The following is a 12,292-nucleotide window of genomic DNA, read 5'->3' as shown; positions in this document are numbered from 1 at the left end:
CTCAAGTTCCCCAAAGTTGATTTTTTATATAATTAGAGGCCATAGATAATCCATAACCCACAGCCATGACTACTACAAGACCTATAACTAATACAGCCCCCGCAGAAAGAGTAACCCCTAATGCAGCCAGAGTGGCCATCGTTGTAGCTAAGGCCGCACTTCCCAAAACAACTCCTGCACCCGCAGCAAACATACTGACCCCAGCTCTTCCCAACAACTCCCCAACTTCACGGCTGCCTTTTTCATCTAGCATTACTGCTTTATAGTCTCCAAAAAAATCAATAACCAAACCGACTGCCGCAAGTCCCTTTATCTGCTTCGCTGTATTAACTACTCCCTGTCCCACTTTTTGTCCCGCTTTTAAAGCAGTATTTTTTACCCCCTGCGACCCCGCTTGCAGCTCGACCCTTTTGGGTGCGCGAATATGCATACCACCAGACATACCTTTCAATTTATCATGCGCCAATCCTGCATAGCTAAAGTTAAAAGGTGGCTTGTACCCTTTAAATACAATTGCTAAGAAACCCTTCTTTGTCCATTTTACTTGTATTTTGCGAGTCAATGCTTTTTTCCAGTGCAAGTTGTCTTTAGTAAAACCAACACCCCCTAATAAAGCCGCACCTTCAGGATCACCAAGAGCTGCAACCACGCTAACTAATTCGAGAAAGTCTTCGCGATTAAGTTGGTTTTCCATTTGAGCTACTGTCACTTCCTTATTATCAAAAACATCTCTCCATGATACCCTTTCACCCTGCTTTGGTTTATATAAGAATACTACTGCATGCTCTTCAGGAGGTGCTTTGCATATTCCAGCCAAGTTGTTACTTACACTTTGAATGGAGTAAGGTGGTTTTAATGTAGTAGCATTATTAAATTGAGGCAGTGTACCTAACCATTTCTGCGAGACTGCATTATGCTTCTGCACTACCGGTGCTAATGGAGTTTTGATATCTACCTCACTAAACCCAATATACATGGGTTCAATCCATAAGGCTGCCTCTCTTCCATAGTTTTTAGGATCCAGTAACCTGGGCATATATCTGCCGATAACTTTCCCGTTTACTTTTGCGACAAATGTTGCTGAAAAAAACCTACTAACCTGTACCCGATACGGTACACCAGATTTGACCGTAAACTTTTCTGTAATTAGTTTTTTTATTTGAATATCATAAACACCGACATATTGAATATCCTTGCGAAGCGATAGATTTTTTTCTATTTCTATAGTTATCTCTTTAGCACTTTTAAGGCTAAAATTAAAGATTACTTCCCTAACTGCACCTAATACAACCTTATAATCACAGCCAGATACAACATTCTTAACAGGTTGCCCAGCGATATAAATGCAGCGCGTTTCTTTCATCTGTCCAGCAGGGTTTTCCTTTATGTTTTTTTTTGCCATTTTATTTATCCTCTCTCTTGGGCTGAGTTAATGTTAGCATATTGAAGTCAAGGTTTTTCAATTTTCCTTTTCCAAACTGATCCAGATTGATAGCACGTTTATCACCTTGCTTGGACACAAGGGAAATAGGTTCTCCGTTAGGAACATTTCCATATATATCCACATATTCCAAATTAATTTCTCCTCTAATATTTTCACTATTAAACATCTCATATACCCCTTGAGCTGCCGTCACCTCCAACGGTGCCTTCACCCTAACCAACTTCGGACTACCAATCTCCACTTCCCCGTTCGCCAGTTTGATATACGCCCCTTTGCAGGTAATCAGAATCTCTTCCTTCGCCGCAATGGTAATCTTTCCTGCGCTACTGGTTAACGTTGCATCCTTCAACGCATTCAGCTGCAACTCGTCATTCTGTGCCTGCACTTCCACTTTGCCCTGATTGGCCTGCACCTTAATACCGCTGCTTTGCGCAAACAGGTTGAGGCTTTCTACCGCATGGGCGGTCAGGCTTTGGCCGGCGCTGATGTCGGTATGGTTGCCGCTGACTAGGTGAATGTTTTCATTGGCGGTGTGCAGTTGGCTTTGTTGGGTTGCGGTAGCGATGCCGGCAGGGGCGGTTTGGATCAAACCGGCCTCTTTCAGGTCTTTGAGGGCGTCTTTCAGACGACCCCTTTGGGTTTCTTCATCGGTGTGGTGGTTGTTGGCGGTTTGGGCGGCTTTGTTCAGGCTTTTGGCGAGGGAGAGTGCCTGTTCGAGTTGGGAAATGGCATCGTCCATATCCAGCACTTTGCCGTTGGCGTCTTGGTTTTGTGCGCTGACGAGTATGCCTTTACCTGCCCGTACCGCACCCCAGCCGTCGGTTCTGAGTTCGAAGCCTTCACCGTTCTCTCCGCGTTTTTCCCGACTTGAGTCGACGATGTGGCCGAGGTTGAGTTGGGATTTCTGATAGTCGGTGGCGAGTTTGATGTGTTCCTGACCTTTTTGGTCTTCCATCCTGAGTTTGTTGTTCGCCCAGGTACGGATGACGTTCCTTGTGTTCCAGTCGGCAGGGATGTGGTCGGGATGGGCGCTGTCGTGCATGACGCCGGAGATATACGGGCGGTCGGGATTGCCTTGGACGAAGGACAGCATGACTTCGGTGCCTTCGTGTAAGGGGAAGTGGATGCCGTATTCGGGACCGGCATAGGGTTTGGCCAGTCGGACGGGACGGCTTTCGCCGCCGGGACTCCATTCGTCCAAATCAAACGGGAGTTTGACGCGGTAGCGGCCCATGTCGTCGATGTAGGCGTAGGTGCAGTTCTCCGCCGCGGTCACCCGTGCGGGCAGTGTGCCGGCGATATGGGGGCGCGGTGTGGTGCGTTCGGGACGGAAGGCGAGTTGGGCGGGAACGGCGGTAAAGGTGTGGCTGTAAGCGGTATCGCGGCTGCCGCTGTGTTCCATGCTGAGTACCAGCCAGCCGTCGGGTGCTTCGGGGAAGGCGGTATCGGTTTGGAACACTTTCATCGGCGCCATGGAAACGACGTTGCCGCTGCCGTTGGCGACGGTTTGGCGGCAGAGGACGGCTTCGTTCAACAGGGTCGTCTGAACTTTGGCTTCGTCGGGGGTTTTGGGATGGAGGCCCCAGTTTTGCTGTTTGCCCAATAAGACGGTATTGTCGGCAGATTCTTCGGATTGTTTGTTGTCGGTTTCGGCGAAGAGGTCGGTATCGGCAGTGCGGTAGTTGTAGTCGGCACAGCGTATGCCTTCGACGATGGGGTTGTGGCGGATGCTGAGGTTGAACAGTGCTTCGGTACCGGTGCTTTCCAGCCCGGCATGGGGACGGTAGGAAACGGGCAGGCTTTGGTCGCGGAAGTAATGTTCGGGACTGTCGCCGAAGACGACCACGTCGCCATGTTGTTCATGCTGTTCGAAGGCATACCAAATGCCTTCTTCTTCACACAGACGGTTGATAAAAGCGAAGTCGCTTTCGAGATACTGGGTCACATACTCGCGGACGGTGTAGCTGCGGCTTTTTTGGAAACGGTAGTCGACACCGGAGAAGCCGTGGTGTTTGAAGACGGCGGCAACGATGTCGGGGACGGTTTGGTTTTGAAACAGTCGGGAGGATTGGAAATGTTTTAAAGCCGCGAAACGCGGCTCTAAAACAAAGCGGTAAACGGTTTCATCCTTGGAGACGGACAGCTTCTCGCATGAAGTCACAATGCCCTGCCATTGTTTCGCCGGAGGGTCGTCTGAAGCAGACCCGAATGCACTGACTACTTCGGACAATACGGCCTCCTGCGGACGGATTTCAAATGCTGCGCGCTGGTTGAGGTAGGAAGACAGCGGCAGGGAGGAATCGGCGGAGGTGGCGGTGATTTCGACGCGGTAGGCGGTGTTGGCGGCTTCGGAGGCGGTGAAGGATTTGACGGAGAGTGAGGGGGAGAAACGGGCGAAGGTGAGGTGGTAGGATTGGCGGGCAGTCATGGCGTTGAATTTAAAGATGACAATGAGGTTCGTATGGTAACTTGAACGTCATCAACGGTAAAGCAAATGGGATAAACGGTAGAAAGGTCGTCTGAATGGAGGTTTTCAGACGACCTACTTTGGGGATAAAAATCTAATCTCAACCTGTTTATACATATCTCATGCTCGTTGCAGACATAGATAAAGACACACTAATCATTTTCTACATAAATATAGCAACCCAACCATTTTTTTAATGATATGAAATACAAATCATTCAATTCATGTGAAAAGGGCGTGCCATATTTACTGACCATAACACTATATTCTTCTAACAAGGAAAAGATATCATCGGATATTGAAAGAATAACCTGATCGTCAGTTATATCAAACTCATCTTCATCATTTACATTCAGAAAAATTCTAAAGGAAAGGCTGCATTCTTTCTTGCACTTTGTTAAAAAAACTTGCCCCTCCCAATAATTCCCTTCTCTTTGTAATGAAGAAATTATTTCTTTTAAATCATTTCTTTTTACATGCCAATTTATACTGTTACGTCTGATTTCTAAATTCATATTTCCTCTCGACAACAAATATACAGACTATTTTTGCAAAGGTCTCGGTCGATGTGTTTGGCAATCATGGCTTGTGCGGTTTGCTGGAAGAAAGTGCTCATGAGAAATCCCCTAAATGTCTTGGTGGGAATTTAGGGGATTTTGGGGAATTTTGCAAAGATCTCAGTCGATGTGTTGGCAATCATGGCTTGTTCAGTTTGCTGAAAGAAAGTGCTCATGAAAAATCCCCTAAATGTCTTAGTGGGAATTTAGGAGATTTTGGGGAATTTTGCAAAGATCTCAGTCGATGTGTTGGCAATCATGGCTTGTTCAGTTTGCTGAAAGAAAGTGCTCATGAAAAATCCCCTAAATGTCTTAGTGGGAATTTAGGAGATTTTGGGGAATTTTGCAAAGGTCTCAAACAAGGTGAATACCATTAGTAAACAGTTCGTCTGAAAACTTTCAGACGAACTCTACAAACTTCTGTTAAAGCCTTCAAATTAACCTATGTCTACTGAAATTTGAAATATTAATACTTTGCTGTAATCAGCTAAAATTTCGGCTCTTTCTGTAAATAAGGTAACACATCCGGATCCTTGTGCTCCGTATCGATTTTATACCCGTTATCAACAAGTTTTTTTTCCCTTTTAGCTCTTTCTGCCTGTTGTCGTTTTAGATAGCGTGGCCAATTTCCAAGAAGGTCAGCATCAATTCTATTTATTTCTTCTCCAAATTTATCTATATCTAGATTGTCAGGTATAAATTCATTATGCATTTGCTCACGTATACTGAATCGCACTGTTTCAAACTCTATATCCATCATATATTGTCCCCATTCTTGGTAGTCTAACTTGATATTTTTGCTATCGAAATCCTCCTGGCTACTTATGGTTTGCATAAACGTTATCAACATTAAGACACCATCCTGATAAAAAATTAGAAATGGAGCAGGACCTGACATGATAGATCTCCAAGACACATAATCAGGAACTGTCCAAGGATCTTTTACTATATCGACATTTTTATTATCAACAAGATACCGTAAAGCCTCTTTTCCTTTCAGTCGTTCACTGGATAGTTCAATGTAAGGCTGCCAACCTGCATCCTTAATTTGATTGAGCAACTTGAGCCACAAATCGTAAGCCTCAAGGTGACGGACAAACTCAGTAGAACTAATTCCTCCAGTTAACTTTATACTAGTCACTCCTTCGTTTGGATAATAAGCCCACATTGTACCCATGACATGAAAAATATGCGGAAAGGTAATGCCATGCTGGTTGTGTCGAATAGTAACAATACCCAATTGTTTAGGATGCCAGTTCAAATCCAAGAAGCCAGCAACTTCTCCAGCAGTATAGTGATCCGTAATTGTGCCGATCTGTTTGAAGCTTGCCGGCCCTTTTTTACCTAATTCCAAAGTAACCTGCTGTGGCATGTTTTTCTCATTGTTTAAAGCATGAACAGTGAATGAAACTAGAGCTAACAGGACAGTAGCCAGCGATCTCACCATGACACACTTACTGATTGCCTTGTGGGTCATTCGAATAGCCATCGATTTTTCCTTTCTTGGTACTGTTTGTCCAAGTAGCGATAATACGCGGTCTCTTCCTTTAAATCATTTCTTTTTACATGCCAATTTATACTGTCACGTCTAATTTCCAATAAAAGAAAGGTCGTCTGAAACTTTAGATTTCAGACGACCTTTTCTGCATTAAACCTTCGATGTTTAGAAAGTCAGCTATTTTCTAGGGGCTGTCGACATTTAATTTTCCAGGTGGATTTTTGTTCACAAAGCGGAAGATTCAAGGCAGAAGATATTGCTTTGGGGATAAAAAGACACGGAAACTATTGAATGTCGGCAGCCCCTAAAGTCCGACAATTTTCTGTTGGTTTTATTTGGGGTTCTTCTCGATGAGGGCGACGAGTTGGTCGATATAGCCTTGGACGAAGCTGCGCGCGGATTCGATGAGTTTGCCGTTGTCGTCAAACAAGGTGGGGGAGTTGCCGAGGAAGACTTCGGGCTGTCCGGTCAGCGGCATATTGAAGTAGGACAAGGCAAGGCGCAGGTTTTTTTGCGAACTGTAACCGCCCATTTTACCGACGGAATGGCTGATGATGCCTGCGGGCGTGTTTTTCCAGGCGACGTCGGCGTTGGGTTTGGAGCCGATGTCTACCGCGTTTTTCAGGCAGGCAGGGACGGTGCGGTTGTTTTCGGGGGTAACGAACAATACGCCGTCGGAAGCTTTGATGGTTTCGCGGAAGGCGGTGTAGCTTTCGGGCGTAGGGAAGTCGGTTTCGGCGGGGTCGTCGTAGTCGAAATTGTAGAGCGGCAAATGACCGATTTCGACGATTTGGGCATCGTAGCCTTCGGGGAACATGGGGATGACGTTTTGCGCCACTTTGCGGGCGAACGAGCCTTTACGCAGGCTGCCTACTAAAATGCTGACTTTTTTTACCATGAATTTTCTCCTGATGATGTAAAAATAATAACGATTCTTGAATTCATTTTAAAGCCGCCGGTTGATTGTCGTCAATCCTGTTGGGAACAAATTGACCATTCTGCGCAAGGTGGATTTGATTTGGAGAATTGGTTTAATGCGGCTTGCCTGTCCTGCCCCAGTTTCGAGAAAGTCCTTTTTTAAAGTGTTGAAACGTCATTGAGGTCGTCTGAAAACCCTATCGGGCATGAATCAAGACGACAATGCTATAATCCATCCTAAAATTTTTATCTTGAAGAACACGCCATGCAAGCCGATTTCAGACGACCCGTCCTTGCCATCGACACCAGCACTTCCTACCTGTCCCTCGCGTTGCAAACCGATGGGCAGATTGTTTCGTTTCATGAAGATGTCGGCACGAAACAATCCGATTTGATTCTGCCGCAGATTCGTGTTTTGTTTGAACAAGCGGGTATTGCGGCGGCGGATTTGGGTGTGATCGTCTATGCACAAGGCCCCGGCGCGTTTACCGGTTTGCGTATCGGAACAGGCGTGGCGCAAGGTTTGGCGACGCCGTTTGATACGCCCCTTATCGGCATCCCCTGTCTGGATGCGGCGGCGTATCTGCTGCCCGGACAAAGCTGCGTACTGGCAGCGACCGACGCGCGCATGGGCGAGGTGTTTTACGCATGGTTCGACACGGGCACGCACCGACGGCTCGGCGATTATCAGGTCGGCAAAGCGGCTGAAATTGTCGAACCCGAAGGCCGTGCGTTGACCGGCGGCATAGGCAATGCGTTTGCGCTGACCGATGCGCCGCCCTTTGCCGGCACGCCGCAAATGCCTGCCGCTTCCGACTATCTCAAGCTGGCACTCAGCGGGCGTTATCCCGCGTCCGATGCCGCGCACGCCGAATTGCTTTATGTCCGCAACAAAGTCGCCCTGACGGCCAAAGAGCAGGCAGAACGGAAAGCGCAGGCATGAATATCCGCCCCGCTTTTTCAGACGACTGCCCTGCCCTTGCCGCGATTGATGCGGTCGGCAACCCTTCGCCTTGGTCTGTGAAACAATTCGCCTCCGCGCTGGCGCAGAGTACGGATAAACTGTGGGTCTGCGAGACCGACGGCGTCATCAGCGGCTTCATCGTGTGGCAGGATATATTGGATGAATCCGAGCTGCATTTAATTGCCACCGCCCCCGAATACCGCCGCCAAGGCATCGCCGCCGCACTTTTGGAACATTGGTTCCGCCACGCCCAAACCGCCGGTATCACGCGCCTGCTGTTGGAAGTCCGCGCCGGCAATGCCGCCGCCCAATCGCTGTATCTCAAATACGGCTTTACCGAGGTCGGCATCCGCAAACATTACTATTCCCTGCCCGAAGGCGGGCATGAAGACGCCGTATTAATGGAAAAACCATGTTAAGCAGCCGCTATCTCCACTTGCATCAGGCATTAGGCTTAGGCCCGATGTGGCTGAATCGTCACGCCAAAGTCATCCCGCCTGCGGGCGATGCGTCCGTTACACAGCCGCAAAAACCTGCTGCCGCCCAAGTTGCCGAAGCCGTCCGCACGATTTCTGCATCGGCACATCATGCCCGCATGGCGGCGATGGCGGCGGTTCAACACGAAAAAACCGCCTCCGCAACAACGCCTCCCATCCCGTCGACCGCCGCTCCGGTTGACGCACCTTTCCCATCCGCGCGGACACATTCCGCACCCGAAAACACCGGCCAAGCTCCCGCCGCAACCGTTTCAGACGACCTCCCGCGCCTGCAAACTGAAGCGCGTCCGTCCGAAGTCATCATCATCAGTATCTGTCCCGCAACCGAAGACAGCCTGCACGGACAGCTCTTTCACGGCGCGGTCGGCGTCCTACTCGACAATATGCTTGCCGCCATCCGACTGACGCCGCAACAAGCCTACAAAACCAGTTGGGTCAAAGCAGCGCCCGTTTTCAGCCCGCACCCTACTGACGAACAAATCCAAGCCGAGCTGCCCCAGCTTGCCCGAGAGCTTGCCGATACGCAGGCGAAAGCCGTGTTATTGGTGGGGCAAATCTTTGAAAAACCCGAACTTGCCCCATTGATAGACACGCTTTGCGGCAACACCCCCCGCTTCATCCTTCCCCACCCTGCCCGCCTGCTGCGCCAACCGCAGCTCAAAGCAAAAGCTTGGCAGGTTTTGAAACAAGTGCGGCAGATACTGAATTAAGGCACGCCGACAGCATCCCAAACAAATGCCGCACCTCATCCACCCCCTTCCCTATCCATCATGTACCTCACCCAAGAAAAACCCTACCGCCCGCTGCTGATTGCCCTGATTTTCCTGACCCTGCCTCTGGCATTGCTGCTGCACGAAATCATCACGGTCGGGCTGTTCCGCCATTCCGGACTGCTGCTGACCTTCCAAGACGGGCAGTTGCGGCAAGTAGCGGGCTGGGATGACGCCATCGTTTGGTTTATCTGCGGCGTATTCGGCTTTTTCAACCTGATTATCGCGGGCGGACTGACCAAACTCGCCTACAAAAAAATGATGCGCCGCCATTTCCACTACGCCCTGTTTTTAAGCGGCGCGGCGGCGTGTGCGGCGGCTTTGGTCGTGATTATCTTGGAATCTTTGCTGGGCAGCGCGGCATTGGGCGGCATGCGGCAAGGCGGAATATTTCTTTACGCATTGAGCGTTTGGATATTGGCGATGCTGACGCTGCCGCGCCAACTGACCCGCGCGCCGGAACAGCCCATCATCTTCCACAAAATGAAAAGATAAGCCTGGCAACAGGGAGTCAAAGCAACGTCTTCCTTCATATTCTCCGGCAAGAAACCATAAACAAGGGGTCGTCTGAAACTTTTCAGACGACCCTTTTACCCAAATTCATCCGTTCTTAGCGTTTGAATTCAGTTAGGATTTTTTAACGTTTGCATCAATCCGCAAGCAGGCAGGCATCGGATTTTCTGCTATGATTTTTCTATAGTGGATTAAATTTAAATCAGGACAAGGCGACGAAGCCGCAGACAGTACAGATAGTACGGAACCGATTCACTTGGTGCTTCAGCACCTTAGAGAATCGTTCTCTTTGAGCTAAGGCGAGGCAACGCCGTACTGGTTTAAAGTTAATCCACTATATCTTGCCCAAAGGTCGTCTGAAAGAAAGCGCACGATGAAACCTAAACTAATTATCTTCGACTGGGACGGAACGCTGGCAGACACGACACGCCCGATTATCCGCACCTTCCAACAAAGTTTTGCCGACTGCGGCATGCCCGTTCCCGATGACGATGCCGTCCGCGCCCTCATCGGTTACAGCCTGCCGGAAATCATCCGCCGCCTCGCCCCGCATGCCGGCGAACACATGCGCGAAGAATTGACGGAAACCTACGCCGCACACTATCTTAACCCCAACAACCACAACATGACGCTCTTCCCCGAAGCCCTGCCCTGCCTGCACACCCTGCAAAACCAAGGCTACTGGCTCGCCGTCGCCACAGGCAAAGGCAGGATAGGACTCGACCGCTCTATCGCGCAAACCGGTACGGCTGATTTTTGGATGGCGACAACCTGCGCCAGCGAACAAGCCTCCAAACCCGCACCCGACATGGTTTTCAAACTATGCGACGAACTGGGGCTGACGCCGCAGGAAACTTTGGTTGTCGGCGATACGACCCACGACTTGGAAATGGCCGCCAACGCCAAAGCCCCCGCCGTCGCCCTCACCACAGGCGCACACTCCGCCGCCATGTTGCACACCGCCCCGCATCTTGCCATATTCGACAGCCTCTCCGAGTTGCCTGACTTCTTGGAAACGTTTGATTGGACGGGCAAGGTTTAACGCAAAGCACAAACCCTTTAACGATGTAGACAGCCAAACCGTAGCGTGGGCTTTGCCCGCGAAAAACTCGGTTTATGATCCGATTTAGAAACCGATTGACTGATTTCTGATTCGGAAACCGATTGGCAGATTTCGTGGGCAAAGCCCACGCTACACTTTTCTCGAAGCATTGCGGCGTGCTGCCGACTATCGGGCTAGGTGTACCTTTTCGGAGAAATCCTTTGTGTCGAACGAGTCAATCGCTTCTCCATCCCAAATCACTCAACGAAGACCCTCTGCCGTAGCGTGGGCTTCTCCCACGAAAAAACTCGGTTTATGGTTTGATTCAGAAATCGATTGGCAGATTTCGTGGGCAAAGCCCACGCTACACTTTTCTCGAAGTATCACGGCGTGCTGCCGACCATCGGACGAAGCAAGCCTGCTCGGAGAAATCCTCCGCGTTGAATGAATCAATCGCTTCTCCATCCCAAACCCTCTCCACAATAAAAAAGGTCGTCTGAAAACCTGTTCCCCAAGTTTTCAGACGACCTTTTTAGTTCACCAAGACCAACCGCTTCTCCCTATCTCAACAATTCATCCGTTATCCGTTGCAAAAACTCGATGCGTTCGTGCTTGGCTTCGCCTGCTTCGGCGGCGGCTTTGACGGCGCAGCCGGGTTCGGCGCGGTGGGTGCAGTTGTGGAAGCGGCATTGCCCGACGAGGTGGCTTAGGTCGGGGAAGTATTGCAGCAGGTCGGCGGCTTCTAGGTGGTGCAGCCCGAATTCTTGCAAACCGGGGGAGTCGATTAATTGGGTTGCTTCGTTTAAATCGTAAAGCTGGGCGTGGGTGGTGGTGTGTTTGCCTGAGTCGAGCGCGGTGGATATGTCGCCGGTGCGGGCGGTTTGGTTGCCCAAGAGGGCGTTGGTCAGGGTGGATTTGCCCATGCCGCTTTGTCCGAGCAGGATGTTGGTATGCCCTTGCAGGACGGGGCGCAGGATGTCGGCGTTTTCCAGCGCGCGGGTTTCGATGACGGGATAACCGAGCGTTTCGTAGAATTTGAGTTTTTCGCGCCAGAGGGCGGTTTCGGGCAGATCGGCTTTGTTCAGGACGATGACGGCTTGGATGCCCGCGGCTTCGGCGGCAAGGAGGGCGCGTTGCAGCAGGGCTTCGCTGGGCGAGGGAACGGCGGCGGTAACGATAAGGAGCTGGCTGACGTTGGCGGCGATGAGCTTGGTTTTCCAAGCGTCTTGACGGTAAAGCAGGCTTTCGCGCGGCAGGTAGTCTTCGATGACGGCTTGTTCGGCGTTGACGGTTTGGATATGCACGCGGTCGCCGCAGGCGAAGTCCACCCGCTTTTTGCGCGTGCTGGCTTCGTAGGTTTTGCCGTCGGGCGTGCGCACGATGTAGCGGCGGCCGTAGCTGGTAATGATTTGGGCGGTATCGGTCATGAACGGTTGGGTCGGGTGGAGTGGATAAAGGGAATATTCGCAGCGGCGTGGTAGCCTTGCGGCGAAGAGAAAAGATATTGTACCGAAATAGGCAGGGGTCGTCTGAAACGATTCTATAGTGGATTAACTGGAAACCGATACGGCGTTGCCGCTTGTCTTGATTTCAACGCAACCCGCGAGATTCGGAAGGTTTTC

At 50.2% G+C, this 12,292-nt stretch carries 12 protein-coding genes; 6 read left to right on the top strand and 6 right to left on the bottom strand.

Annotated features, from left to right (window positions below; genetic code table 11):
• Nucleotide 1 precedes the first annotated feature (1 nt).
• The 3 genes from H3L95_RS12210 to H3L95_RS12200 form a co-directional block, all read right to left on the bottom strand.
• Nucleotides 2-1,402: a hypothetical protein gene (locus H3L95_RS12210; protein ID WP_182096170.1), complete on the bottom strand. Its 1,401-nt coding sequence runs from the start codon at nucleotides 1,400-1,402 to the stop codon at nucleotides 2-4.
• A 1-nt stretch (nucleotide 1,403) separates the two neighbouring features.
• A complete protein-coding gene (locus H3L95_RS13680) occupies nucleotides 1,404-3,872 on the bottom strand; it encodes a type VI secretion system Vgr family protein (RefSeq protein WP_220458538.1) in 2,469 nt (822 codons plus the stop codon).
• A 191-nt stretch (nucleotides 3,873-4,063) separates the two neighbouring features.
• A complete protein-coding gene (locus tag H3L95_RS12200) occupies nucleotides 4,064-4,426 on the bottom strand; it encodes a hypothetical protein (RefSeq protein ID WP_003762188.1) in 363 nt (120 codons plus the stop codon).
• Nucleotides 4,427-4,479: 53 nt separating this feature from the next.
• On the opposite strand from H3L95_RS12200, the gene H3L95_RS12195 reads away from it, so the two are divergent.
• The gene (locus H3L95_RS12195; protein ID WP_182096169.1) at nucleotides 4,480-4,845 is read left to right on the top strand and encodes a hypothetical protein; all 366 of its coding nucleotides are present in this window, start codon (nucleotides 4,480-4,482) and stop codon (nucleotides 4,843-4,845) included.
• A 110-nt stretch (nucleotides 4,846-4,955) separates the two neighbouring features.
• On the opposite strand, the gene H3L95_RS12190 is transcribed toward H3L95_RS12195, so the two are convergent.
• Together H3L95_RS12190 and H3L95_RS12185 are read right to left on the bottom strand one after the other, a co-directional pair.
• Nucleotides 4,956-5,957: a hypothetical protein gene (locus H3L95_RS12190; protein WP_003762182.1), complete on the bottom strand. Its 1,002-nt coding sequence runs from the start codon at nucleotides 5,955-5,957 to the stop codon at nucleotides 4,956-4,958.
• Nucleotides 5,958-6,297: 340 nt separating this feature from the next.
• Entirely contained in the window at nucleotides 6,298-6,864 is a 567-nt protein-coding gene (locus H3L95_RS12185) for an NADPH-dependent FMN reductase (protein WP_003762179.1), read from the bottom strand.
• Between the two features lie 285 nt (nucleotides 6,865-7,149).
• Between H3L95_RS12185 and tsaB the strand changes: the two genes are divergently transcribed.
• The 5 genes from tsaB to H3L95_RS12160 all read left to right on the top strand — a co-directional run bounded on the left by tsaB (nucleotide 7,150) and on the right by H3L95_RS12160 (nucleotide 10,670).
• Nucleotides 7,150-7,827 (top strand): tRNA (adenosine(37)-N6)-threonylcarbamoyltransferase complex dimerization subunit type 1 TsaB, encoded by a 678-nt coding sequence (tsaB, locus tag H3L95_RS12180; RefSeq protein ID WP_003762177.1) that lies wholly within the window; start codon nucleotides 7,150-7,152, stop codon nucleotides 7,825-7,827.
• On the top strand, nucleotides 7,824-8,267 hold the full coding sequence (gene rimI / locus H3L95_RS12175) for a ribosomal protein S18-alanine N-acetyltransferase (protein ID WP_003762174.1): 444 nt from the start codon (nucleotides 7,824-7,826) through the stop codon (nucleotides 8,265-8,267). Before tsaB ends, rimI begins: the two co-directional genes overlap by 4 nt.
• Nucleotides 8,261-9,055: a uracil-DNA glycosylase family protein gene (locus H3L95_RS12170; RefSeq protein ID WP_003762171.1), complete on the top strand. Its 795-nt coding sequence runs from the start codon at nucleotides 8,261-8,263 to the stop codon at nucleotides 9,053-9,055. Before rimI ends, H3L95_RS12170 begins: the two co-directional genes overlap by 7 nt.
• 60 nt (nucleotides 9,056-9,115) lie before the next feature.
• On the top strand, nucleotides 9,116-9,610 hold the full coding sequence (locus H3L95_RS12165) for a hypothetical protein (protein WP_003762168.1): 495 nt from the start codon (nucleotides 9,116-9,118) through the stop codon (nucleotides 9,608-9,610).
• Between the two features lie 391 nt (nucleotides 9,611-10,001).
• On the top strand, nucleotides 10,002-10,670 hold the full coding sequence (locus tag H3L95_RS12160; RefSeq protein ID WP_003762166.1) for an HAD-IA family hydrolase: 669 nt from the start codon (nucleotides 10,002-10,004) through the stop codon (nucleotides 10,668-10,670).
• 560 nt (nucleotides 10,671-11,230) lie between these two features.
• Here the strand turns inward: H3L95_RS12160 and rsgA are convergent.
• On the bottom strand, nucleotides 11,231-12,097 hold the full coding sequence (gene rsgA, locus H3L95_RS12155; protein WP_040669234.1) for a ribosome small subunit-dependent GTPase A: 867 nt from the start codon (nucleotides 12,095-12,097) through the stop codon (nucleotides 11,231-11,233).
• Nucleotides 12,098-12,292: the final 195 nt, after the last annotated feature.

The sequence above is a fragment of the Neisseria sicca genome, from assembly GCF_014054945.1.
Classification (GTDB): Bacteria; Pseudomonadota; Gammaproteobacteria; order Burkholderiales; family Neisseriaceae; genus Neisseria; species Neisseria sicca.
This window is presented reverse-complemented; position numbering and strand designations above follow the sequence as displayed.

What these genes read in the sequence shown, in the direction of transcription:
- H3L95_RS12210 (WP_182096170.1), bottom strand. Translation starts at nt 1,402, where the DNA reads ATGGCAAAAAAAAACATAAAGGAAAACCCTGCTGGACAGATGAAAGAA.
- H3L95_RS13680 (WP_220458538.1), bottom strand. Translation starts at nt 3,872, where the DNA reads ATGACTGCCCGCCAATCCTACCACCTCACCTTCGCCCGTTTCTCCCCC.
- H3L95_RS12200 (WP_003762188.1), bottom strand. Translation starts at nt 4,426, where the DNA reads ATGAATTTAGAAATCAGACGTAACAGTATAAATTGGCATGTAAAAAGA.
- H3L95_RS12190 (WP_003762182.1), bottom strand. Translation starts at nt 5,957, where the DNA reads ATGGCTATTCGAATGACCCACAAGGCAATCAGTAAGTGTGTCATGGTG.
- H3L95_RS12185 (WP_003762179.1), bottom strand. Translation starts at nt 6,864, where the DNA reads ATGGTAAAAAAAGTCAGCATTTTAGTAGGCAGCCTGCGTAAAGGCTCG.
- tsaB (WP_003762177.1), top strand. Translation starts at nt 7,150, where the DNA reads ATGCAAGCCGATTTCAGACGACCCGTCCTTGCCATCGACACCAGCACT.
- rimI (WP_003762174.1), top strand. Translation starts at nt 7,824, where the DNA reads ATGAATATCCGCCCCGCTTTTTCAGACGACTGCCCTGCCCTTGCCGCG.
- H3L95_RS12170 (WP_003762171.1), top strand. Translation starts at nt 8,261, where the DNA reads ATGTTAAGCAGCCGCTATCTCCACTTGCATCAGGCATTAGGCTTAGGC.
- H3L95_RS12165 (WP_003762168.1), top strand. Translation starts at nt 9,116, where the DNA reads ATGTACCTCACCCAAGAAAAACCCTACCGCCCGCTGCTGATTGCCCTG.
- H3L95_RS12160 (WP_003762166.1), top strand. Translation starts at nt 10,002, where the DNA reads ATGAAACCTAAACTAATTATCTTCGACTGGGACGGAACGCTGGCAGAC.
- rsgA (WP_040669234.1), bottom strand. Translation starts at nt 12,097, where the DNA reads ATGACCGATACCGCCCAAATCATTACCAGCTACGGCCGCCGCTACATC.